Here is a 23,101-nt window from a genome sequence, read left to right as displayed (position 1 = left end):
GGTTTTACGGCCACAGGCGGCTGGTCGACCAGGTCTCCGCCACGCGATCGAACCGCAGCCGATCATGCAGGCGGAACGGACGGTCCCGCCAGAACTCGATCTGTTCGGGAAGGACGCGCCAGCCGGTCCAGCGGTCCGGACGCGGCACCTCCTCGCCTTCGAACCTCGCCGTCTGTTCGGCGACCCTCGCCTCCAGCGCATCGCGGCTGCTGAGAGGGCGAGACTGGTCTGAGGCCCAGGCGCCGATGCGGCTTTCCCGCGCCCGACTGGCGAAATAGGCGCTGGCCTCCTCGGCGCTGACGCGCTCGACCGCGCCGCGTACGCGGACCTGGCGTCGCAGGCTCTTCCAGTGAAACAGCAGGGCGGCCGCCGGATGGGCCCAAAGCTGCTCTCCCTTGGCGCTCTCCTGGTTGGAGAAGAAGGTGAAGCCCCGCACATCGACGTCCTTCAACAACACCATGCGGACGTCAGGCATGCCCTCTGCATCGACAGTGGCCAGCGCCATGGCGTTGGCGTCGTTCGGCTCGCTGCGCTTGGCCTCTTCCAGCCATTCGACGAACAGGCCGATCGGCTCATCACGATCAAAGATCGTGTCATCGGCGTTGGCCGCCAACTGGGCGGCGTAATCGTCTGCGGATGGGCTGGGCGGGATAACCGACATAGTCACTAACAAGGCTTCCTGAGGCCGCATAAAGGCGCGGGCCATCCCTGGCTGACACGGCTCCTGTGTCAATAGCCCAAAGCGTCGCCGCGCACCCTGTTCCGCGCCGGCGCATCGAAAGACGGTTAACCTCGTCTTGACCATAGTCCCGCACGGTGTCGCCATGAACGCGCAGCCGTTTCTTTCCATGGCCGAGGCACGGATGCTGTTGCGGCTGCGCGGCCCCGCGGACGCCGATGGGCTGACGGCGGCGTTTCGCGCCGCTGTGAAGGCCGTTCACCCCGACCATCCCGATGGCGACGCCGAGCGGTTCAGAAGAACAGTCGCCGCCTACCGCCTGCTGCAGGCGCAACCCCCCGCCCTGCCCGCGCCTGTCCGCGTCGAAAGCCGAGCCGAGACGCCCCCTCCGGCGCGCCAGGTCGTCCCGCCACTGATCGTGCTGACCCCCATGCAGGCGCTGAGCGGCGGAACCGTCTGCGTCAGGGCGTCGGGCCGCCGGTTGCTAGTGCATGTCCCGCCCGGCGTACGAACGGCGGATCGTATTCGCCTGAAAGGCGTCAAGGGACTGATCCCGGTCCTGATCCGCCCTGCCGATGGCCTGTCGGTGCTGGGCGCGGACCTGTTCATGGACTGGCCGATCGCCTCGCGGCTGATGCGAGACGGCGGACGAATCGAGATCGACACCCACGCCGGGCCGCAACCGGCATGGCTGGTGCCGGACATGACCGCGCCGGTTCGCCTGCGCATGCCGGGCCTGGGCCTGCCCGCGCGTGGCCGGCGTCCCGTAGGCGACCTGTTCGTGAAGCTGATTCCGTCTGACGAACTGCCCTCAGCGGCCGAGGATATGCTGCTTCGTTTCACTCGGGTCTGGACGCCGCAGCGCATGGCGGCTTAAGCCTCGCCGTCATGTCGCACAACACCTTCGGCCATCTGTTCCGCATCACCACCTGGGGCGAAAGCCACGGCCCGGCCATCGGCTGCGTCGTCGACGGCTGCCCGCCGCTGATCCCGCTGACCGAAGCCGACGTTCAGCCCTGGCTGGACCTGAGAAAGCCGGGCGGCAGCCGCTTCGTCACCCAGAGGCAGGAGGCCGACCAGGTCCGCATCCTGTCCGGCGTCTTTGATGACGGAAACGGTCCAGTCACGACCGGCACGCCGATCAGCCTGATGATCGAGAACACCGATCAGCGGTCCAAGGACTATGGCGAGATCGCCCGCGCCTTCCGCCCCGGCCACGCCGACTACGTTTATCAAAGCAAATACGGCGTGCGCGATCATCGCGGCGGCGGCCGGTCCTCGGCGCGCGAAACGGCCAGCCGCGTGGCGGCCGGCGCCGTCGCCCGCAAGGTGCTGGGAGAGAGCATCGGCATCCGCGCGGGCGTGGTCCAGCTCGGCCCGCACCGCATCGCCGACGACGCCATCGACTTTGGCGCCGTCTACGACAACCCCCTGTTCGCTGCCTCGGCCGAGGTCGTGCCCGCCTGGGAAGAGTATCTGGACGGCGTGCGCAAGGCCGGCTCGTCCATCGGCGCCGTCGTGGCGCTGGAGGTCACGGGCGCGCCTGCCGGATGGGGCGCGCCCCTCTACGGCAAGCTGGACGCTGAACTGGCTGCGGGCCTGATGTCCATCAACGCGGTCAAGGGCGTCGAGATCGGCGCCGGTTTCGGCGCAGCCGAGCTGTCGGGCGAGGACAACGCCGACGAAATGCGCCTGGGCGCGGACGGCCGGCCGGTTTTCCTGTCGAACAAGGCGGGCGGCGTACTGGGCGGCATTTCTTCGGGCCAGCCCCTTACCGCGCGGGTGGCGTTCAAGCCGACCTCCTCCATCCTGACCCTGCGCCAGTCGATCAACCGCGACGGCGCCGAAGTCGATCTGCGCACCAAGGGCCGTCACGACCCGTGCGTCGCTTTGCGCGGCGTGCCGGTGGTCGAGGCGATGGCCGCAATCGTCCTGGCCGACGCCATGCTGCGGCACCGGGCGCAGGTAGGCTGAACGTCAAAGAGGCCTACCCCGCCTGCGTCGCCTTCACCTTGATCTCGACGCCGATGGCCTTGGACACCCAGTCGCCGCCCGCATCGGACAACATGCCCATGTTCAGCGCCGTGCGGTCCAGCTCCAGCTTGCCAGCGACCGTGGCCGTCCCGTTCGCCTCGTCGAAGGTGAAGGGCAGGACGACCGGAACCGTCGTCGTCTTGATCCGCAGGGTTCCCGTCGCCTCATAGCGGTTTCCGCCCAGCGCCTTGAACGCCGTCGCCTCAAAGCGCGCGGTCGGATAGGTCGACGTGTCGAACCATTCGGCGCCCGGCAGGCTGCCTTCCTGGGTCGCGTCGCCCGTCTTCGCCGAACCGGTCTGGACCGTCACTACGGCTTTCGAACCCGCCAGATCGGCCGGGTCGAACCAGACTTGCGCGTCCCACTGCTCGAACCGGCCGGTGAAGGCCTTGCCGGTGTGGGTTCCGGTGAACTGGATTGTCGAGGAGGCCTTGTCCACGGTCCAGGCAGGGGTCGTGCCCGGCGTCACGGCGGCGTCGACTGTAGGCGCCGCGACGGGCGCGGAGGCGACCGCCTGCCCTTCCGCCCTCGGCGCAGGCCTGGCCGCCAGACCGAAGGCGGCGCCGATCACCACCACAAAGGCCACGCCCGCCAGTCGCTCGGCCCAGCGGACCGCCAGCGTCGGCTCAGACGCGACGCCGTGCGCGTCATCGCCATGCGGCAAAACGGGGATCATGTGCGACAACACGCCGTCGCGGTCGAAGAACTGGTGCTTCAGCGCCGCTCCGACGTGCAGGACGACCAGAACGATGGCGCCCCAGGCCAGCTTGCTGTGCGCGCCCATGGCCATCCACGCCGTAGCGCGGCGGGCGGTTTCAGAAGCGTGCTCGATGAAGGGCAGGTGCGGAATGGTGAACAGGCCGAACCAGCTGGTGGCCACGGCCAGCGGCGTGTCCGTGACCACGGCCCAGCCGGTCGAGACATAGATCCACCCCGTCAGCGGCAGGGCCAGCATCAGGGCGTAGAAGGCGGCGTGCGTCGCCCGCGCGGCGAACTGCTCCCACCCCTTCATGGCGCCGGGCAGAGCCGGGACCGGGTGCGTCAGCCGCCACACGATCCGCAGCACCGTCAGCGCCAGAATCAAAAAGCCGATCGACTTGTGAATCTGGAAAACGCGATAGGCCAGCGCCTGAGTGTCCGGCTGAGCAATGGCGTCGCTCATCCACCAGCCCATCGGGATCATCGACAGGATGGCGACCGCAATCAGCCAGTGCAGGGCGATGGCGACGGCGCTGTATCGGCTGGGGCGGCGGGTCATGAAAACTCTCGCGTCAGTCTGAACATGAAGAGGGCGGGACCAAACGGCCCCGCCCCTTCGTCGTGGTTCGCCTATCAGGCGGCCGGTGCGGCCGGAGCGGCTTCCTGAACGAACTCGGCGTCGAAGCGAATGGTCACCTCGTCGCCGACCGGGCCCAGCGGCATGCCGAAATCGGTGCGCTTGAACTTGCCCTCAGCCGCGAAGCCGATGGCCGGCGCCGGCACGAAGGGGTGCTTTTCCAGGTCGCCGATGAAGGCGGCGTCCAGGGTCACCGGCTTGGTGACGCCCAGGAAGGTCAGGTCGCCCGTCACCTTGGCCGTGCGCGCGCCGGTCAGCTCGACCTTGGTCGATTTGAAGGTGATCTGCGGGAAGGCCGTGGCGTTCAGGAAGTTCTTGTTCTTGGCGATGTCCTCGCTCCAGCTCTTAAAGCCGGTGGCGGCGTGGGTGCCGACGTAGTCGCCCTGATAGTTGGCGTCGACCGAGGTCGGGTCGATGGTCGCCTCGACCGTGCTGTTGGCCAGGTTGGCGGTGTCCAGCGTGATCTTGGCGTCGAACTTGTTGAAGCGCGCCGTGTAGTTTGAGATCGAGTTGTGCGGCAGCGACCACTGCAGCGAGGCGTGGGTCGGGTCCATCACATAGACGCCCGAGGTCGCCTTCAGCGCGACCGGAGCGGTCGAGGCGGCGTCGGTCGTCGGGGCGCCGGCAGTGTCGGCGGGCTGGCTGCAGGCGGCCAGCAGGGCGGCGGCCGAAACGGCGATCAGGGCGGCTTTGATCTTCATGGGGGGAGAAAACCTCAATCAGGCGGTTGAAACGATAACTGGACAGAAGGTCCGCAAACAGGTCGTGTGTCAGCTCGGCCTCGCCGTCGTGACTGCAACAGTATAAGTTGCCATTAACGCGCTTCAAGTCCCTGCATCACGAAAATCGTCATTCAGCTCACGAAAGCAGGATTGAGGTGCGCCCGGCGGCGACGGCGCCTATCCTCGCGACTCACATGACCATCCGCCGCCTCCCCCCCGAAACCGTCAACCGCATCGCCGCCGGCGAAGTGGTCGAACGCCCGGCCAGCGCCATCAAGGAACTGGTCGAGAACGCCATCGACGCGGGCGCCCGCAGCATTGAGATTCAGGCGGACGGCGGCGGCCTGACCCGCATCCTGATCGCCGACGACGGCAAGGGCATCCCGCGGGACGAACTGCCCGTCGCCATCGAGCGCCACGCCACCTCGAAGCTTGAGCCGGACGACGCAGGCGACGTGGACCTGCTGCGCATCTTCACCCTGGGCTTCCGGGGCGAGGCCCTGCCCTCCATCGGCTCGGTTGCCCGGCTGAACATCACGACCCGCGCCAAAGCCGAGGCGGGTCAACCCCAGAACGAGGCCTGGGCCGTCTCCGTCGAGGGCGGCGCCCAGCGCCCCCTATCGCCCGCCGCCTTCCCTGGCCCGCATGGCGCCCGGGTCGAGGTGCGCGACCTGTTTTACGCCACCCCCGCCCGGCTGAAGTTCATGAAGTCCGAGCGGGCCGAGGCCATGGCCATCTCCGAAGAGATTAAGCGTCAGGCGATGGCGCACGAGGCGGTGGCCTTCACCCTGTCGTTGGACGGCAAGACGACCCTGCGCCTGCCCGCCGAACATCCGGGCGACGAGGGGCGGCTGAAACGCCTCGGCGCCCTGCTGGGCCGCGACTTCGAGGCCAACGCCCTGCTGATCGATCAGGAGCGCGACGGCGTGCGCCTGTCCGGCTATGCGGGCCTGCCGACCTATTCGCGCGGCAATGCGACGCACCAGTTCCTGTTCGTCAACGGGCGGCCGGTGCGCGACCGCCTGCTGCAAGGCGCCCTGCGCGGCGCCTACGCCGACTTCCTGGCGCGCGACCGGCACCCGGCGGCGGCCCTCTTCATCGACATCGACCCGCTCTATGTCGACGTGAACGTTCACCCGGCCAAGGCCGAGGTGCGCTTCCGCGATCCGAGCCTGGTACGCGGCCTGATCGTCGGCGCCCTGCGCCACGCCCTGCACGCGGCGGGGCACCGCGCCTCGACCACGGTCGCCGCCGACGTCTTGTCAGGGTTCCGGCCGCATACGGGCGAGGCCCTCTACAGCCCGGCCGCGCCGCAGTCGTTCAGCAACGCCGCGCCGGGCTGGAGCGGCTGGCAGGGCTGGTCGCAACCGGCCGCCGCGGCCCAGAATCTGCCCGGCCTCAATGAACGCTCCGCACGCGTCGAACATACGTGGAGCGGGGAAGCCTCCGCCCCCAGCTTCCGCACCCTGGCCGAAATCCAAGCCGAACATGCAGGCCAGATCGCGCCCGGCGCGCCTGTCCCGGTCGATCTGATCGACTATCCGCTGGGCGCCGCGCGAGCCCAGTTGCACGGCACCTACATCGTCGCCCAGACCCGCGACGGCCTGGTCGTCGTGGACCAGCACGCCGCTCACGAACGCCTCGTCTATGAACGGATGAAGGTCCAGATGGCCGAGGGCGTCGTCACCCGCCAGGCCCTGCTGACGCCCGAGGTCGTCGAACTGGATCCCGCCGAGGCCGAGCGCGTCGCCGCCAAGGCTGAGGAACTGGCCGAAATGGGCCTGATGGTCGAGGCGTTCGGCGCGGGCGCGGTGCTGGTTCGGGAAACCCCGGCCCTGCTGGGCGACACCGACGTTCAGGGCCTGATCCGCGACATCGCCGACGACCTGTCGGAACACGGCGCCGCCCTGTCGCTGAAGGAGCGCATGGCCGAGGTCTGCGGCACCATGGCCTGCCACGGCAGCGTCCGCGCCGGCCGGGTTCTCAGCGCCCCCGAGATGAACGCCCTGCTGCGCCAGATGGAGGCCACGCCCCACTCCGGCCAGTGCAACCACGGCCGCCCGACCTACGTCGAACTGAAGCTCAATGACCTCGAGAAGCTGTTCGGGCGTCGATGATCCAACCACCCCGCCCATCCCGGCGCAGGCCGGGATCCAGATCGTAAGACGCAGATCTAGAAAGCCTGACGCGGCGTTCGCCTCTGGATCCCGGCCTTCGCCGGGATGAGCGAATAGGAATGCCATGACCCCTTCCGTCCTCTTCGTCTGCCTCGGCAACATCTGTCGTTCGCCGCTGGCCGAGGCCGCCTTCCGCGAGGAGGCGCGGCGGCTGAAGCTGGATGTGATCGCCGATTCCGCCGGCACCGGCGGCTGGCACATCGACTTCCCGCCCGATGGCCGCGCCCAGGCGGTCGCGCGCAAGCACAGCGTCGACATCTCCGCCCTGCGCGGCCGCCAGGTGAAGCCGGCCGATTTCCGCCGCTTCACCCACGTCGTGGCGATGGATCACGACAATCTGGCGAACCTGCGCCGTCTGGCGCCGGCCGACGCCACGGCCGAGCTTTCCCTGCTGCTGGACCACGTCGAGGGCCGCGAGGGCCAGGCCGTGGCCGATCCCTATTTCGGCGAGGACGACGGCTTCGACCTGACCTGGGCCGACGTCACGGCCGGCGCCCGTGCTCTGGCCGCCGAGCTTCGACGCCTCAGAGGCTGAGCGCCTCGACCAACCCGCTGGCCTTGCCGCCCGACACCACCTCGCCGCCGCCGATGGCGTAAACCATGCCGTCCACGCTGGCCGCCGCCAGGCCGTGGCGGGGCGTCCGCATCGCCGGACCGGCCGCCCAGGCGTCGCGGGTCGGCTCATAAATCCAGGTCTCGGCGAACACCCCGCCGCCCGGCCGGTCGAACCATTCTCCGCCGAAGGCGACCAGCCTGCCGCCCGCCTCGGCCATGGCCAGGCCGCCGCCGACCTGCTTTCCGGTCGCGGGCGAGGCCGGAATCGGGGCCAGCGTGTCCCAGCGGTCTTCGGCGGGATCATAGCGGTCCAGCCGCCCCGTTCCGCCGCCATCCACCGTGCGGCCGCCCGCGACATAGAGCTTGCCGCCCAGCACCGCGCCCGCCGCGCTGTTGCGGGCCATGGGCGCCGGCCGCGCCTTGTCCCAGCGGTTGGCGGCGGCGTCGAAGACCAGATGCGTCGCCACGTCGCCCTGAACGTTCCACTGGCCGTTCGCTTCGCCCTTGGGCGAGCGGCCGGTGATCAGGTGCACCTGGCCGTCCAGCGACAGGCCCACGGTCTCGCACAGACGCTCGGGCATCTCACCGACCTGAGCCCAGACGCCTCGGTCGATGGCCCAGATATCCGTCATGGCGGTCCACTCGCCGCCGTCGCGCCGGTCGTAGCCGCCGAAGGCCCAGACGCGCCCGGCCGCCCCCGCCAGCATCGGGTGATGGCGCGGTTGCGGCAGGCGCGGCCCCTCGCTCCAGCGGTCGGCCCTCGCGTCATAGACGGCGGTTCGATCATTGATGTGAAGTCCGCCTGTGGCCGAGCGCACCAGGCCGCCGGCGACCGTGATCTCGCCGTCCAGCGCTGCGCAATAGATCTCCTGCGTCGGCCACGACATCGAGGCGCGGGGCGTCCAGCCGGTTTCGGCACAGGCTACGGCGGGCGCAACGGCGACGGCGGCGCTTGCGGCGAGGAAGGTGCGGCGGTGCATGGTCATGCGGCCAAGCCTAGCCGTCGCCGCCTCCGCGCGCTAGAAGTCCGACCCGTCCCCCAATGGGATCGCACCATGTTTGAGATTGTAGCCACGGCATAGGCCCGGACGCTGATCGTCCAGAGGCCTCCTGAGCCCGCCCCGCGCCTCGTTGCGCCGGGCGCGTGTTTTCTCGTGCCTTGGAAATCTCAATCCCATGAACCTGTCACGTGCGGAGCAACGCACGCTCCACGCCCTGGCCCAGGGCGGTCGCATCCTGTTGGAACGCGACGAACAGGGCCGCATCCTGGCCGCGTGCTGCTTCACCCGCGAAGGCTGGGCGCTGGACGGCTGCAACCTGGATCAATGGCGCAGCCTGAAGCGCAAGGGCGTCATCAAGTCCCGCAACGGCGGCCCCTATGTCGTCAACCGCGAGGGCCTCAGCCGCCTGCGCAGCCGGGCCGACAACCGGACTTCAGGCCGAACCTTCTGACGCCCTGAGGAACAGGACGCGCGCGGCGCCGTAGTCGCGCGCGTCCAACCGCTCATAGCCAGGCGTATCGATGTCGGGCTCGTCCGAGCCGCGCTCGAACACCACGATCGCGCCCGGCGCCAGCCAGCCGCCCTCCAGCAGACGGGCCAGCGTCTGTTCCCCCAGCCCCTTGGCATAGGGCGGGTCCAGAAAGGCCAGGTTGAAGGCCTCGCCCGCCGAACCGGGGCGCGCTCCCAGGTCGGTCGCGCTACGCCGATGCACCCGGCACCGCCCGAACAGCCCATAGGCGTCCATGTTCTCGCGGATCGCGCCGCGCGCGCCGTCGTCCGTGTCGACGAACAGGCAGAAGGCAGCCCCGCGCGACAGAGCCTCGAACCCCAGGGCGCCCGAGCCGGCGTACAGGTCGATGACCCGCGCCTCATGCAGCCCCTCGGCCCACGGGGCGTGCTCCAGCATGTTGAAGATCGCCTGACGCGCCCGATCCGATGTCGGCCGGGTGGTCTGCCCCTCGGGCGTGACGATGGCGCGCCCCTTCAGGCTGCCGGCTACGATGCGCATGGATCAGCCGCGCCCGCGCGGGCCGCCGCGACCGCCGCCGCCCGAAGGCTTGCCGCCGAAGGGTCTGCCGCCAGAGGGCTTGGCTCCGAACGGCTTACTCCCGAACGGCCTGCCCTCGCCGCGAGGCCCGCCGGGCCGGTCGCCCGACCGCTCGCCAAAGCGATCATTGGGACGTGCATCGGAACGCCCGCCGGCGCTGCTCGGACGGCCGAAAGGCTTATCGCCGGGCTTGCCGCCCGGGCGGCCGCCCTTAGGCGGACCGCGACGGTCGTCGATGAACTGGTCGGCGCGCGGTTCGCGCGGCTTGAACGGGCGGCGCGGGCGGTCGTCGTTCCCGGCGCCTTCCCCCTCGCCCGGACGGGCGCGCGGCTTGAAGCTCTTGGAATGCTCGAACTTCGGCTTGGCCTTGGCCCAGCCGTCCTTCTTGGCGGGTTTGCCGAACTCGGCGCCCTCTTCGGCCGCCGTTTCAGCGGCGCGCACGCGGCTGGGCTTGCGCGACGGGTCGGACATGGCCGAGCCGGACTTGCCGCGCACGATCGGCGTGCCGGTGCGGCGGCCAGGCGTCGGCGCGGGCGTCTCGACTGTGTTGCCAGTCGGCAGGTTCTCGGGGCGGATATGCTCGGCCAGCATCTCGCGGATCACGCGGGGCCCGACTTCTTCGACCGCGCCGACCGGCAGGGTGCCGAGTTGGAAGGGACCGTAGGCCAGGCGGATCAGCCGGTTGACCGTCAGGCCGACGCTTTCCAGCACCTTGCGGACCTCCCGGTTCTTGCCCTCGGTGATCTGGACGCTGAGCCACAGATTGGCCGATGACTTCTCGCCGTCGGCCTTTTCCTTGGCCTTATCGATGGTGGCTTCGACCGGACCATAGCGGATCCCGTCGACAACCACGCCGGCCTTCAGCTTGTCCAGTTGCTCCTGGGTGATGCGGCCGCGCGCACGGGCGCGGTACTGACGCACCAGGGCGGTGTCAGGAAGTTCCAGCGCCCGGCTCAGCTCGCCGTCGTTGGTAAGCAGCAGCAGTCCTTCGGTCGCCAGATCGAGACGGCCGACGGAAATCACACGCGGCATACCGCTGGGCAAAGCGTCGAACACATTGGGGCGGCCCGCCGGGTCGTTGTGGCTGGTGATCAGGCCCGCAGGCTTGTGATAGCGCCAGACGCGCGTGGCCTGGGCGGCGCCGATCGGCTTGCCGTCAACGGTGATCTTGTCGTCGCGCTTCACCAGCACGGCGGGCGTGGCCAGGATGCGGCCGTTCACCGCCACCTTGCCCAGACCGATCAGCCGTTCGACCTCGCGGCGCGAGGCGATGCCCGCGCGGGCCATGACCTTGGCGATTCGTTCGGTACGCTCGGGCGCCTTGGCTTCGGGTGCAGGCTTGCCTACCGATCGGCCCTCGGCGCGGTCGCGAGGCTTGCCGCCCGGCTTGCCGTCCTTGTCGAAGGGCTTTCGCGGGCCCTTGTCGGCGAAATTACGGGGACCGCGCGCGCCGTCGTCTTGACGGGAGCGGGGCTTCTTGTCGTTGTCTTTGGGATGGCGATCCATGATGAGCGGTTCATGAGCATGGCGCTCGATCTGGCGCAAGCGGCGGCTGAGGCCGGCGAGGTGCCGGTCGGGGCCGTTATCGTGGACGAAAACACCGGCGAAGTGCTTGGGCGCGGGCAAAACGGGCCCATCACAGCCCATGATCCGACCGCCCATGCTGAGATCATCGCCCTGCGCGATGCGGCGGCGACGTTGCAGAATTATCGCCTTACGGACCTGACTCTCTATGTCACGCTGGAGCCGTGCGCCATGTGCGCGGGCGCCATCAGCCACGCCCGCATCGGCCGGGTGGTCTGGGGGGCCGACGATCCCAAGGGCGGCGCCGTGCTCCACGGCGGGCGTTTCTTCGACCAGCCGACCTGCCACTGGCGGCCGCAGACTGAGGGCGGCGTCATGGCCGATCCTGCGGCCGAGATGCTGCGCGGCTTCTTCCGTTCACGGAGGAAACCCCGGACAGGAACGCCAGGCGATACCGGGCGTTGAAGCTCCAAGCTTGACCTTGAGAGGGCCTCCATTGCCGACCCGCATCCTATGGCCGACCATCGCCGTTTCCGCCCTCGTTCTGTTGTCGGCCTGCGGGCAGGAGCCGCGCGAGGCGCCGACCGACAGCGATGCGGTGCGCCAGCGGGCCGTCGAGGCCCAAACCGCCCGTCGCCGCACCGGTGCCGAACTTCAGGACCGCGCCCTGAACCGCGTCGTCCATGCAGTCTACCTGTGCAACAACTCTGAGCGGCTTTCGGTCGATTTCGACAATCCGCGCCAGATGGCGACCGTGCGCAACTCCAACGGCGAAGCGGTCGATCTGTATCAGGAGCGCGCCGCCGACGGCATCTGGTATCGCGCCTCGGGTTATGAACTGCGCGGCAAGGGCGTCATGGCGACATGGAGCGCCGCCGACCGCGAACCGACCGAGTGCCGGGCGGTGGATTAGGCCAAGGCCGCCAGCCGCTCGTCCAGCCGCCGCCGCACCTCGGGCCAGTCGTCGTCCAGGATGGCGAACTGGGCCGTATCCCGCGCCCGGCCGGTCCAGGTCGTCTTGTGCTTGCGCAGCACGCCCTCGTGAGTCGCGCCCAGCTTGCGTATGGCCGCCTGACTGGCGGCGTTCAGGGCGTCGGTGATGATCTCGACCCGGATCGCGCCGTTCGAGAAGGCGTGATCCAGCAGCAGTCGCTTGCAGGCCGGATTGATCGCGCCGCCGCGCGCCTCCGGCCGGTAGAAGGTCGAGCCGATCTCACAGCGCCGGTGTTCGGGCCTGATCTCATAGAGGCTTGTTGTGCCGACGACAGCGCCGTCGCTGCGCCGCCGCACGGCGTAGGCGATGCGCGATCCCGTCGCCATCGCCTTCCTCGCCGCCTCCCACCAGCCGTCGAAATGCGGCCCATAGGCCGCCCCAACCATGCCGTTCCAGGCGTCGCGATCGCAATCCAGCGCCGCCCTCACATCATCCTTCAGAGCCTCGGTGAACGGCTCCAGCCGGACGAAAGCGTCTTCAAGGGCGACGGGCGGCAGGTTCACGCCGCGCCCTCTCTTATCAGGAAGGCGCGTACCGCCTCGGCGTCCACATTCTTGTCGGTAAAGACGTCGCCCACGGCCCGCGCCAGGATCAGGGTCAGGCGCCCGCCCTCGGCCTTCTTGTCCCCCGCCATGCGCCCGATCAGGGCGTCGGCGGCGAAGCGATGGTCGATGTCCGACAGCCGCGTCGGCAGGCCCGCCGCGCGGATGCCCGCCTCAGCGCGATCAGCCTCGGACGCCGGGCACAAACCCTGCTGCGCTGAGTAACGGAATGCCATGGCGCAGCCCAGCGCCACCGCCTCGCCATGTGTCAGGGTCTCGCCGAAAGCCAGTTCGGCCTCCAGGGCGTGACCGAAGGTGTGGCCTAGGTTCAGCAGGGCGCGACGGCCCGCCTCCTTCTCGTCCTCGCCGACGATCTGGGCCTTGATCTCGACCGAGCGGATCACCGCCCGTTCCAGAGCGTCAGGATCGCCCTTCGCGCCCGCTGCGCCCCCAGAAGGCGACGTGTCGCCCAGCCAGTCGAAGAAGGCCGCGTCACAGATCAGGCCGTGCTTCAGCACCTCGGCCCAGCCCGAGCGCACCTGACGCACCGGCAGGGTGGCCAGCGCCTCGATGTCGGCCAGCACCCGACGCGGCTGGTGGAAGGCGCCGATCAGGTTCTTGCCGCGAGGGGTGTCGATCGCCGTCTTGCCGCCGACCGAGGAATCCACCTGAGCCAGCAGCGTGGTCGGAATCTGCACGAAATCGACTCCGCGCATGAACAGGGCTGCCGCCAGACCGGCCAGATCGCCCACCACGCCGCCGCCCAGGGCGACGACCATGCTCTTGCGGTCTAGACCTTCGGCCAGCAGGCGGTCCAGAACGGCCTCAAGCTGTTCAAACGACTTTGACGCCTCGCCCGCCGGAACGGTCACCAGCCCTGTCACCAGCCCCGCCGCCGCCAGAGACGCGCGCACCGTTTCGCCGTGGATGGCCGCCACCGTCTCGTCGCTGACGATGAAGGCGCGCGTGGGCTTCAGCGCCGCGACCTCGGCGCCCGCCGCCTTCAGCAGGCCCCGCCCGACAACGACCTCATAGGGGGCGAAAGCGCCGCCTGCGACCGGGATCGTCGTCGTCATCGCTTGGTCTCCTGCCGCCCGAACCGGCGCAACTGTTTCAGAATGGCGTCCACGGCCTGACCGTGCGAGCCGCCGCCCACATCGACCGTCACATCGGCCTGTCCGTAGATGGGGTAGCGCGCCCTGGCCAACTCGTTCAGCGCAACCAGCGGATCGCGTCCGCGCAACAGGGGGCGCGTGTCGCGCCGGCCTACACGTTCGGCGATCACCTTCAGATCGGCCCGCATCCAGACGCTGACGGCGTGTTGCTTCATCAAGGCGCGCGTATCGGGGTTGAGCACCGCGCCGCCGCCGGTCGCCAGCACGATCGGCGGCCCTTCCAGCAGGCGGCGCATCACCCGCGCCTCGCCCGCCCGGAACTCGGCCTCGCCGCGTGAGGCGAAGATTTCACTGACGGTCATGCCCGCCGCTTCCTCGATCACCTGATCGCCGTCGGCGAACGGCAAGCCCAGCCGCGCGGCCAGCCGCCGCCCCACCGTCGATTTCCCGACGCCCATCAGCCCCACCAAGGCTATGGTGCGGACCGAAGACAGCGGGAAGGAATCAGGCGAGGCGTCGGAAGGCATGGTCCGTATACCCTCTACACGAGACGCCGCCCGGCTCCACACCTCAGAAGAAACGACCTGACACGGCATGACACCGCAGATCGAAGCGTTCCTAGAGATGATGGCGGTCGAGCGCGACGCCTCGCACCATACGCTGGCCGCCTATGGCCGGGACCTGGCGGACGCGGAGACCTGGCTGGGCGACGCCGGGGGCCTGATGGCTGCGCCGCAGGAGGCGCTGGAGGCGTGGTTCGCCGATCTGTCGAGGCGCGGGCTGTCGGCCGCCACCGCCGCACGCCGCCGCGCCTCGGTGAGGCAGTTCTATCGCTTCGCCCTGGGCGAGGGCTGGCGGACCGACGATCCCTCGCGCCGCCTCGATGCGCCAAAACAGGGCCGCAGCCTGCCCAAGACACTGAGCCGCGACGAGATCGAAGCCCTGCTGGCCGCCGCCGGCGCCGCAGACAGCGCGGCAGGCCTGCGCCTGATCGCCCTGGTCGAGATGGCCTACGCCTCGGGCCTGCGCGTCTCCGAACTGCTGGCGCTCAAGGTCGAGGCCGTGCGGCGCGATCCGGCCTATCTGATCGTGCGCGGCAAGGGCGGCAAGGAACGGCTGGCGCCCCTCAACACCGCCGCGCGTGAGGCGATCAAGGCCTGGCTCGACGCCCGCGACGCCGCGCGCAAGCCGAACACGCCCGACAGCGCCTGGCTTTTTCCCTCCCACGGCAAAAGCGGCCATCTGACCCCGCGCCGGTTCGCCCAACTGCTGGATCAGGCGGCCATCACCGCTGGGATCGATCCGGCCCGCGTCAGCCCCCACGTCCTGCGCCACGCCTTCGCCACCCACCTGCTGGAAGGCGGCGCCGACCTGCGCGTGGTCCAGACCCTGCTGGGCCACGCCGACATCTCGACCACCCAGATCTATACCCACGTCGCCACGGATCGTCTGTCCCAGGTGGTTCACGCCAACCATCCTCTGGCGAAGGACGACTGAACCCGCGCTTGCTCCGAAGCGTTCCGCGCTCTAGGTTCCGCCGCCTTCCGTAGCGCAATGCGCGCTTCCTCCTCACGGACGCCTAATGGCCACGCACTATCTCGAATTCGAAAAGCCGATCGCCGAACTGGACGCCAAGATCGCCGAGTTGTCGCTGCTGGCGCCGACCAGCGGATCGTTCGAGACCGAGATCGCCGCCCTGCGCAAAAAGGCCGACGCCATGCGTACGAAGGCCTACGCCAACCTTGACCCGTGGATGCGCACCCAGGTCGCACGCCACCCGCAGCGTCCCCACTTCATCGACTACGTCGACGGCCTGTTCACCGACTTCGTGGAACTGCACGGCGACCGTCAATTCGGCGACGACCAAGCGATCCTGGGCGGTCTGGCGCGTTTCCGCGGCCAGCCGGTCGTAATCATGGGCCATGAAAAGGGCCACGACACCCAGACCCGCATCACCCACAACTTCGGCATGGCCCGCCCCGAAGGCTATCGCAAGGCCGTGCGCCTGATGGACATGGCCGAGCAGTTCGGCCTGCCGGTCCTGACGTTTGTCGACACCGCCGGGGCCTATCCGGGTCTGGGCGCCGAGGAGCGCGGCCAGGCCGAGGCCATCGCCCGCTCAACCGAGCGCGGCCTGACGCTGGGCGTGCCCTCCATCGCCACGGTGACGGGCGAAGGCGGTTCAGGCGGCGCCATCGCTATCGCCGCCGCCAGCCGGGTGCTGATGCTGGAGCATTCGATCTATTCGGTCATCTCGCCGGAAGGCGCAGCGGGCATCCTGTGGCGCGACGGCTCGCGGGCCAAGGATGCGGCCAATGCCATGAAGATCACGGCGCCGGACCTGATCGAGCTGAAGATCGTCGACCGCGTGATCCCTGAACCGCTGGGCGGCGCCCACGCCGACCGCGAAAAGGCCATTCAGAACGTCGGGCAGGTGCTGGAAGAAGAACTGAAGGCCATGTCCGGCCTGTCGGCTGAACAGCTGAAGAAGCAGCGCGCCGACCGTTTCTACGCCATCGGCCGTCTGGGCTGATCGAACGCAGCGAGCCGTTGCAAGGCGGCTCCTCGGCGTCGAAGCTGCGCCGATGCGATTCGTCCAAGGTGTCAGTGATGCGTGATTCGAGGCTCCCATGCGCGGCATGAATGGGGTCGGCGAAACCCTGCGCGAAAGCGCGGTCTTCAACTTCGATGGGGCGATGACGATGGTCGTCGACGACTCCCCCTTTGCGATGGAGTTGACGGCGCAGGCGCTGCTGGGTTTCGGCATCAAGGTGCGCCACACCTGCGCCGAAGCCGCCGAGGCCATCAAGATTCTGCAGACGCATCCGGTCGATCTGATCCTGGTCGACTGCGAAATGCCGGGCATGAGCGGCTATGAGTTCGTGCGCTGGCTGCGTCGCTCGGGGCTGGAGCCGAACGCCTATGCGCCCGTCATCATGACCGCCGCCCACGTCCGCCGCTCCAAGGTGTCTGAGGCGCGCGACTGCGGCGCCAACTTCCTGATCACCAAGCCGTTCAGCGCCGGGGTGCTGCTGGAACGCATCGTCTGGGTGGCGAAGGATACGCGCCCCTTCCTAGAGGTCGGTGATTATTTCGGCCCGGACCGTCGCTTCAAAGAGGAACCCTGGCCCGGTCCCGAGCGTCGTTCCGAAGAGATCCGCAAAGCGCAATTCGAAGCCCAGCGCAGAGGCTCGATAGAATTATGACCGTCATCACGCACAATCGCCGTCGCTCGCGCCTGTCGACCCTGATCGACCAGCCCGGCGGCGTCAGCGTCGGAACCGCGCTGAAGCAGGCGCACGCCAATCTGGCCGAGTATGAGGCCCGCAGCCGAGAGGTTATCGAGGAACAGGTGTCCGCTCTGGCGGGGATGAAGCCTCCCCCCAGCCCTGAGCAAGCCTCCGCCGCGCTGGATCAGGCTTATGCTCGCGCCAGCGCCGTGATCGACGCGGCCGGACCGTTCGAGATGAAGGACATCTGCACCGCCGCCGCCAATCTGTGCGACCTGATCGACGCGGCGCCGGAAGATCAAAGCTTCGACTGGCGCATCGTCACCGTCCACGCCCAGGCGCTGCGCCTGCTGCTGACACTGCCGGCCGAGGCCAACGACGCCCGCGCCCAGGTGCTGGAGAGTCTCAAGGACGTGCTGAAGGCCAAGGTCCCCGGCGGCGCCAAGGGCTAAAGCCGGATCAGGTCTGAGGCGCCTGCGTCTTGGCGCCGCGCGTCTGCTTGCGCCACAGGGCCGCATATTCCCCGCCCTGACGCGCCACCAGCTCATGGTGCGCGCCACGCTCGACGATGCGGCCCGCCTTCAGCACCAGAATCTGATCGGCGTCGACCACGGTGGACAGCCTGTGCGCCACCACCAGGGTCGTGCGCCCTGCCCTCGCCTTGCGCAGCGTCTTCTGAATGGCCGCTTCAGTGCGGCTGTCCAGGGCGCTGGTCGCCTCGTCCAGGATCAGGATACAGGGATCGGCCAACAGGGCGCGGGCGATGCCGACACGCTGGCGCTCGCCGCCTGACAGCTTCAGACCCCGCTCCCCGACGCGGGTCTCCATGCCTTCGGGCAAGCCGCGGATGAAGTCAGCCAGTTCGGCGCCCTCGGCTGCGGCCCAGATCGCCGCCTCGTCCGCATCAGGACGGGCGAAGGCGATGTTGGCGGCGATGGTGTCGTTGAACAGGGCCACGTCCTGCGGCACCAGGGCCACGGCGGAACGTAGCGACGCCTGGGTCAGGCCGCGCGCATCCCGACCGTCGATCAGCACGGCGCCTTCCTGCGGGTCCAGCAGACGCAAAGCCAGTTTGACGATCGTCGACTTACCGGCGCCGGACGGCCCCACCAGGGCGGTCGTCGTGCCAGCGGGCGTGACGAAGCTGACGTCATCCAGCCCCGCCGCCCGCGCGTCGTGCCGGAAGCCCACATGATCAAAGACGATCTCGGCGCCGCCACCGCTCTCAGGCCGGGTCAGGGCCACGGCGTCGGGGGCGTCCGCAACCTGCGGCGCTTGTCGCGTAACCTTAAGCATCTCCTCCATGTCTATGAAGGACTGTCGGATTTCTCGATAGGCGAAGCCCAGGATGTTCAGCGGCGCATAGAGGGAGATCATGATCAGCACGGCGGCCGTCACATCGCCCGGCCCCATACGTCCGGCCGCCGCCTCGAACCCGGCCATGACCGCCATGACGCCCAGGCCGACGTTCATGATCAGGCCCTGGATCAGGTTCAGCGCGGCCAGCGAGGTGTTCGCCTTCAGCGAGGCCTGAACATAGGTCGACAGGGATCGGTCATAGGCCTCGGCCGCGCGGCTTTCGGCGCCGAACGACTTGACCGTCTCATAGTTCAGCAGGGCGTCCACCGACAGGCCCGCCGCCTCGCTGTCGGCGGCGTTCATGGCGCGCCGGTGCTCCAACCGCCAGTTGGCCATAGCGAAGGTGGTGACCGCATAGACCAGCACCACGGCCACCGCGACCGCGCCGAAGCGCCAGTCGTATTTGCCGCCCAGCACTGCCGCCGCCAGCGCCAGTTCCAGCACCGTCGGCCCCAGGTTGAACATCAGGATGCGCAGCAGGAAGTCGACGGCGCGCGATCCTCGGTCCATCACCCGCGACAAGGCGCCGGACCGCTTGGTCTGGTGGAAGTCGAGCGACAGGCTGAGGGCGTGTGCGAAGGTCTCGGCCGCCGTCTTGCGCTGGGCCGCCGCCCGCACCGGCGCGAACACGACGTCCGACAACTGCGGCGTCGCCGCTGACAGGAAGCGCACCAAGGCCCAGCCCACGGCGAAGGCGGCGAAGCCGAGCCCCACGGACGCCGCCGGTCCCTGATCCGCCGCCAGATGGTTGACCGCCGCGCCCAGCACCAGCGGGGCGAGCACGCCCAACCCCTTGCCCGCCAGCGTCAGCAGGATCGCGCCCGTCACGCGCCACGGCAGTTGTGGCGCGCCGGACCGCGCCACAACGCCGATCAGGCTCTTGAGCGCCTCCAGTGTCGGCGGCGCCTCCTGCTGAGAGACATCGACCCCAGCGTTCATGGCCTTGGTCGCGACATCGCCGCGCCGTCCCGAGCGTTCACCTCGCATCGCCGCGCTCCGCCGTCGTCATGCCATCGAGGCGGAACCGGACCGCCACCTCAGTTCAGGCTCGCCACGGCGTCGATGAGGGCGTCCACCGCCGCCTCTTCGGTCGCCCAGGAACAGACAAAGCGCACCGAACCGTCGTCGAACTGATAGCAGGCCCAACCGGCGGCGTTCAGCGCGTGATGCGCCTCGTCCGACATCCGCACGAAAACCGCATTGGACTCTACCGGATGAGCGAGAACGAAAGACGTCCTGGCCTCGATGCCGTCGGCCAGGCGCTGGGCCATCAGATTGGCGTGCGCGCCGCCCGACAGCCAGTCGCCGCTTTCCAGCAGACCCAACAGCGGCGCCGCCAGCAGCCGGCCCTTAGACGCCGTCTGCCCAGCCTGTTTCAGCCGGTTGTCGATCCGCCGCGTCAGGCTGTTGTCGAAGATCACCAGCGCCTCGACGCAGTGGGCGCCCGCCTTGGCGCCGCCGAACGACAGAATATCCACGCCGAGCCGCGCGATATCCTTGGGGTCGAAGCCCGCCGCCACGGCGTTGGCCAACCGCGCCCCGTCCATATGGACGCCTAGCCCCGCCCGTTTGGACGGTTCGATCAGGTGGCGAAGCTCTTCCCCGGAATAGACGGCGCCGTACTCCGTCGCCTGGGTCAGGCTAAGCGCCGCGGCAGGCTGGCGGTGACCGACGACCGGCTCTTCCAGAGCGGCGTGCAGCGCCGCTACGTCGACCTTGCCCGAATAGCCGGGCAGACCGATCAGGCCGACGCCTTGGCCGAAGAAGCCGGGCGCGCCGGTCTCATCGGTGCAGATATGGGCTGCGTGGTGCGCCAGCACCGCCTCATACGGGCGCGCCAGCATCGACAGGCCGATGGCGTTGGCCGCCGTGCCGCTGAACAGGAAACGCACCTCGGCGTCGGCGTCCAGCGTCTGACGGATCAGATCAGCGGCCCGCGCCGAAGACTCATCCGCCCCATAGGCCCGCGTGAACCCCGTATTGGCCGCAATCAGGCTCTGCAGCGCCGAAGGCGCCATGCCCGCCGTATTGTCCGAGCCGAAATCAAAACGCACGGATCACTCTCCCCCTTGGCCCGACAGTCCGTCCTGAGCCGCATCATTCTGTAGCGGGGCCATGACAACCCGCGCAAACTTGGCGTCCTTCGCCGGCACCTCGACCTGGTGCGGGAAGGGAATCTCGATACCGGCCTCGTCCAGAGCCTCCTTGCCCGCCTGCATCAGGTCGGACTGGGTCTGCCACCAGTCGGCGTTGTTGACCCAGGCGTGAAGGGTGATCTGGACCGCGCTGTCCAACAGACCCGTGACGCCGGTCCACGGCGCCGGGTCCTTCAGGACCCTGTCGTTCACCTTGGCGACCGACGCCAGAACGGCGCAGGCGTCTTTCAGGTTTTCACCATAGCCCACGGTGAAGTTGATCTCGATGCGGCGCGTCCGCTGCCCCGTTACATTGACGATGACGTCGCTCAGCACCTTGGAATTCGGAATGACGATTTTGTGGTTGTTGGCGTTGGTCAGCTGGGTGGTGAACAGATCAAGCTTCTGCACCGTGCCGGAGGCGCCGCCCACGTCGATGGCCTCGCCCACGCGGTAAGGACGCAGGATCAGCAGCATCACCCCCGCCGCCACATTCGACAGCGTCCCCTGCAAGGCCAGGCCGACCGCCAGCGAGGCAGCGCCCAGAACGGCGATGATGGAGGTCGTCTGCACGCCCAGGCGCTGCAGTACGGCGATCATGCCGATGATGATGACCACCACCCGCACGATCTGCACCATGAAGGCCAGCACCGTGGGATCGCGCCTCACCAGCCGCGTCCGGCCCAAAATTTTCCGCGCCGCGCCCGAAGCCCAGCGGGCGGCGAGTAGGGTCAGGACGAAGATGATCGCCGCAATGGCCAGGTTGACAGCGAAATCGCCCAGCAGATCCATAGCCTTGGCCAGGATAGCGGCGTCCATGCTCAGCCTCTGCTCGCCGGCGGCCATCGCCTGAGCCAGAGGCTCGGACAGCACGACGGGACTATACAGGAAATTCATGAGCATGAACCGGGTCTAACGCACGTGGAGCCGATTGGAACCCCGATGCTCAAGCTTTTTCACCTGCGCTGACCCGACCGCCGCCGCGCTCGATGGCGTCCAGCAGGTCGAGCACCGTCTCGAGCGTATCCGCCTCACGCGCGGGCTTGTCCCAGCGGATGCGGCTGACCCGGGGAAAGCGCATGGCGACGCCCGATTTGTGCCGCGTCGAGCGCTGAAGTCCCTCGAAGGCGATCTCCAGCACCAGGCCGAAATCCCGTTCGGCGCGGACCGCGCGAACGGGGCCGAACCGATCGGTGGTATGGTCGCGTACGAATTTGTCGATCTGTTTCAGTTCCTCGTCGGTGAAGCCGAAATAGGCCTTGCCGACTGGCGTCAGCGCGCCCTCGTCGGTCCAGACGCCGAAGGTGTAGTCGGAGTAGAAGCCAGACCGCTTTCCGTGGCCCCGCTGGGCGTACATCAGCACTGCGTCGATGACGTGGGGGTCGCGCTTCCATTTGAACCAGGGCCCTTTCGGGCGCCCGGCGACATAGAGGCTGTCGCGGCGTTTCAGCATCAGACCTTCTGCAGCGGCGCCGACCGGCGGATCGGCCCGCAAAGCCGCCAGATCGTCCCATGTCGCGTGGGTCAGCAGCGGCGACAGCGCCAACCGGTCGCCCGTATGCCCAGCCACCAGCCGTTCGAGCCGCTCTCGACGCTGGGTCAACGGCAGTGCGCGCACATCCTGCGCGCCGTCGGCAAGCAGGTCGTAGGCCAGGATGGCCGCCGGATAGTCCTGCACCAATCGCGCGCTGGCCGTCTTGCGGTTCAGCCGCTGCTGCAAGTCGCCGAACGGAGCGACAGCGTCATCGCGCACGACCAGCAACTCGCCATCTACAGCGCCCTCAAAGGCCAGGGCCTGAACCACATCGGGAAACGCCGCAGAAATGTCGTCGCCGGTGCGGGAGTAAAGCCGCGTCACCCCGCCTTCGCGCACCGCCTGAACCCGCACGCCGTCCCATTTCCACTCGGCCAGGAAGTCTGTCGGATCCAGACGGGCCATATCAATCACTTCATCCAGAGCGGTCGCCAACATGACGGGACGGAAGCGACCGGGAGCCTCGGCGCTGGGGCGCTCGCCCCGCCCTTCCAGCCAGGCGAACAGGTCGCCATAGGGCGCAGTAAGACCGTGCCAGACTTCTTCGATTTCGGCCACGTCGACTGGCGGCAGAACGGCGGCCTGTTCGCCGCCTTCCGGCGTCGGCGGCTGGCTGACGGCGTCAGGCCGCATCATGGCGGCGGCGGTGCGCGCCAGGCGCGCCGATACGCCGACGCGCAGACCGCCTGTGACCAGTTTCAACAACGCCCAGCGTCCCTTGGGCTCCAGCGCGTTCAGCCAGCGCTCGATCAGACGGGGCGCTTCCTGTCGTCCTGCGCCCTGAAGCGCGTCCACGACCTCGCCTAGCGACGGCTCGCGGTTGGGACGATGGTCGGGATCGGACGGCCAGATCAGGGCGACCGTCTCGGCCAGGTCGCCCACATAGTCGTAGGACCAGCCGAACAGAACAGGGTCGACCCGCGCCTCCGCCGCCTTGCGGATCATCGCCGGTTTGGCTGCAGAGAACGCCAGGTCGCCGGTCAGCGCCGCCAGCGCCCAGCCGCGATCCGGATCCGGGGTGGCGCGGAGGTAGTCGCGCAGGAGAACCAGCTTCGCCTTGCGCGACGCGGTCAGCGACAGTCGATCAAGCAGTTCGGCGAAACGGCGCAACTCGGC

Annotated in this window: 24 protein-coding genes; 11 read left to right on the top strand and 13 right to left on the bottom strand. The window is 68.7% G+C overall.

Features of this window, described 5'->3' with window-relative positions; genetic code table 11:
• Positions 1–4: 4 nt before the first annotated feature.
• A complete protein-coding gene (gene pdxH / locus H556_RS0101025; protein ID WP_029673107.1) occupies positions 5–661 on the bottom strand; it encodes a pyridoxamine 5'-phosphate oxidase in 657 nt (218 codons plus the stop codon).
• A 163-nt stretch (positions 662–824) separates the two neighbouring features.
• On the opposite strand from pdxH, the gene H556_RS0101020 reads away from it, so the two are divergent.
• A complete protein-coding gene (locus H556_RS0101020) occupies positions 825–1,556 on the top strand; it encodes a molecular chaperone DnaJ (protein WP_024352671.1) in 732 nt (243 codons plus the stop codon).
• A gap of 11 nt (positions 1,557–1,567) precedes the next feature.
• Positions 1,568–2,653, top strand: coding sequence for a chorismate synthase (aroC, locus tag H556_RS0101015; protein ID WP_024352670.1), 1,086 nt, complete (start codon positions 1,568–1,570; stop codon positions 2,651–2,653).
• A 13-nt stretch (positions 2,654–2,666) separates the two neighbouring features.
• Here aroC and H556_RS0101010 read toward each other — a convergent pair whose 3' ends face one another.
• Together H556_RS0101010 and H556_RS0101005 are read right to left on the bottom strand one after the other, a co-directional pair.
• Complete coding sequence (locus tag H556_RS0101010) at positions 2,667–3,971, bottom strand: YceI family protein (protein ID WP_024352669.1); 1,305 nt, start codon at positions 3,969–3,971, stop codon at positions 2,667–2,669.
• A 74-nt stretch (positions 3,972–4,045) separates the two neighbouring features.
• Positions 4,046–4,750: a YceI family protein gene (locus tag H556_RS0101005; RefSeq protein ID WP_024352668.1), complete on the bottom strand. Its 705-nt coding sequence runs from the start codon at positions 4,748–4,750 to the stop codon at positions 4,046–4,048.
• 215 nt (positions 4,751–4,965) lie between these two features.
• On the opposite strand from H556_RS0101005, the gene mutL reads away from it, so the two are divergent.
• Together mutL and H556_RS0100995 are read left to right on the top strand one after the other, a co-directional pair.
• Positions 4,966–6,888: a DNA mismatch repair endonuclease MutL gene (mutL, locus tag H556_RS0101000; RefSeq protein WP_024352667.1), complete on the top strand. Its 1,923-nt coding sequence runs from the start codon at positions 4,966–4,968 to the stop codon at positions 6,886–6,888.
• A gap of 124 nt (positions 6,889–7,012) precedes the next feature.
• Complete coding sequence (locus H556_RS0100995; protein ID WP_024352666.1) at positions 7,013–7,483, top strand: low molecular weight protein-tyrosine-phosphatase; 471 nt, start codon at positions 7,013–7,015, stop codon at positions 7,481–7,483.
• On the opposite strand, the gene H556_RS0100990 is transcribed toward H556_RS0100995, so the two are convergent.
• Entirely contained in the window at positions 7,473–8,489 is a 1,017-nt protein-coding gene (locus H556_RS0100990; RefSeq protein WP_051130196.1) for a Kelch repeat-containing protein, read from the bottom strand. The genes H556_RS0100995 and H556_RS0100990 overlap by 11 nt on opposite strands.
• Before the next feature lie 190 nt (positions 8,490–8,679).
• On the opposite strand from H556_RS0100990, the gene H556_RS0100985 reads away from it, so the two are divergent.
• On the top strand, positions 8,680–8,955 hold the full coding sequence (locus H556_RS0100985) for a YjhX family toxin (protein ID WP_024352664.1): 276 nt from the start codon (positions 8,680–8,682) through the stop codon (positions 8,953–8,955).
• Here H556_RS0100985 and rsmD read toward each other — a convergent pair.
• Together rsmD and H556_RS0100975 are read right to left on the bottom strand one after the other, a co-directional pair.
• Complete coding sequence (rsmD, locus tag H556_RS0100980; protein ID WP_024352663.1) at positions 8,938–9,513, bottom strand: 16S rRNA (guanine(966)-N(2))-methyltransferase RsmD; 576 nt, start codon at positions 9,511–9,513, stop codon at positions 8,938–8,940. The genes H556_RS0100985 and rsmD overlap by 18 nt on opposite strands.
• Positions 9,514–9,516: 3 nt before the next feature.
• A complete protein-coding gene (locus H556_RS0100975) occupies positions 9,517–11,058 on the bottom strand; it encodes a pseudouridine synthase (protein ID WP_024352662.1) in 1,542 nt (513 codons plus the stop codon).
• A 12-nt stretch (positions 11,059–11,070) separates the two neighbouring features.
• On the opposite strand from H556_RS0100975, the gene tadA reads away from it, so the two are divergent.
• Together tadA and H556_RS0100965 are read left to right on the top strand one after the other, a co-directional pair.
• Complete coding sequence (gene tadA, locus H556_RS0100970; RefSeq protein ID WP_024352661.1) at positions 11,071–11,541, top strand: tRNA adenosine(34) deaminase TadA; 471 nt, start codon at positions 11,071–11,073, stop codon at positions 11,539–11,541.
• Between the two features lie 31 nt (positions 11,542–11,572).
• Positions 11,573–11,989 (top strand): MliC family protein, encoded by a 417-nt coding sequence (locus H556_RS0100965; protein ID WP_024352660.1) that lies wholly within the window; start codon positions 11,573–11,575, stop codon positions 11,987–11,989.
• Here the strand turns inward: H556_RS0100965 and H556_RS0100960 are convergent.
• From H556_RS0100960 to H556_RS0100950, 3 genes are read right to left on the bottom strand one after another with little or no spacing between them, the layout of a single operon-like run.
• A complete protein-coding gene (locus H556_RS0100960) occupies positions 11,986–12,573 on the bottom strand; it encodes a GNAT family N-acetyltransferase (protein WP_024352659.1) in 588 nt (195 codons plus the stop codon). The genes H556_RS0100965 and H556_RS0100960 overlap by 4 nt on opposite strands.
• Positions 12,570–13,688: a 3-dehydroquinate synthase gene (aroB, locus tag H556_RS0100955; RefSeq protein WP_024352658.1), complete on the bottom strand. Its 1,119-nt coding sequence runs from the start codon at positions 13,686–13,688 to the stop codon at positions 12,570–12,572. Before aroB ends, H556_RS0100960 begins: the two co-directional genes overlap by 4 nt.
• A complete protein-coding gene (locus H556_RS0100950) occupies positions 13,685–14,254 on the bottom strand; it encodes a shikimate kinase (protein WP_024352657.1) in 570 nt (189 codons plus the stop codon). Before H556_RS0100950 ends, aroB begins: the two co-directional genes overlap by 4 nt.
• Before the next feature lie 67 nt (positions 14,255–14,321).
• Here H556_RS0100950 and H556_RS0100945 point away from each other — a divergent pair, with 67 nt between their 5' ends.
• From H556_RS0100945 to H556_RS0100930, 4 genes are all read left to right on the top strand, one after another.
• Positions 14,322–15,224 (top strand): tyrosine recombinase, encoded by a 903-nt coding sequence (locus H556_RS0100945; protein ID WP_024352656.1) that lies wholly within the window; start codon positions 14,322–14,324, stop codon positions 15,222–15,224.
• A gap of 85 nt (positions 15,225–15,309) precedes the next feature.
• Positions 15,310–16,260, top strand: coding sequence for an acetyl-CoA carboxylase carboxyltransferase subunit alpha (locus H556_RS0100940; RefSeq protein ID WP_003166956.1), 951 nt, complete (start codon positions 15,310–15,312; stop codon positions 16,258–16,260).
• A 97-nt stretch (positions 16,261–16,357) separates the two neighbouring features.
• A complete protein-coding gene (locus tag H556_RS0100935; protein WP_024352655.1) occupies positions 16,358–16,933 on the top strand; it encodes a response regulator in 576 nt (191 codons plus the stop codon).
• Positions 16,930–17,409, top strand: coding sequence for a hypothetical protein (locus H556_RS0100930; RefSeq protein ID WP_024352654.1), 480 nt, complete (start codon positions 16,930–16,932; stop codon positions 17,407–17,409). Before H556_RS0100935 ends, H556_RS0100930 begins: the two co-directional genes overlap by 4 nt.
• 7 nt (positions 17,410–17,416) lie before the next feature.
• On the opposite strand, the gene H556_RS0100925 is transcribed toward H556_RS0100930, so the two are convergent.
• The 4 genes from H556_RS0100925 to H556_RS0100910 are packed head-to-tail and all read right to left on the bottom strand — an operon-like array spanning position 17,417 to position 23,095.
• Positions 17,417–19,303, bottom strand: coding sequence for an ABCB family ABC transporter ATP-binding protein/permease (locus H556_RS0100925; RefSeq protein WP_024352653.1), 1,887 nt, complete (start codon positions 19,301–19,303; stop codon positions 17,417–17,419).
• Between the two features lie 50 nt (positions 19,304–19,353).
• Positions 19,354–20,370: a threonine aldolase family protein gene (locus H556_RS0100920; RefSeq protein WP_024352652.1), complete on the bottom strand. Its 1,017-nt coding sequence runs from the start codon at positions 20,368–20,370 to the stop codon at positions 19,354–19,356.
• A gap of 3 nt (positions 20,371–20,373) precedes the next feature.
• A complete protein-coding gene (locus H556_RS0100915; RefSeq protein WP_024352651.1) occupies positions 20,374–21,354 on the bottom strand; it encodes a mechanosensitive ion channel family protein in 981 nt (326 codons plus the stop codon).
• Between the two features lie 43 nt (positions 21,355–21,397).
• Positions 21,398–23,095, bottom strand: coding sequence for a cisplatin damage response ATP-dependent DNA ligase (locus H556_RS0100910; RefSeq protein ID WP_024352650.1), 1,698 nt, complete (start codon positions 23,093–23,095; stop codon positions 21,398–21,400).
• Positions 23,096–23,101 lie beyond the last annotated feature (6 nt).

The organism is Brevundimonas naejangsanensis DSM 23858, assembly GCF_000421705.1.
Lineage (GTDB): Bacteria > Pseudomonadota > Alphaproteobacteria > Caulobacterales > Caulobacteraceae > Brevundimonas > Brevundimonas naejangsanensis.
The sequence above is the reverse complement of the archived record's forward strand: the minus strand, read 5'-3'. Positions and strand labels throughout refer to the sequence as shown.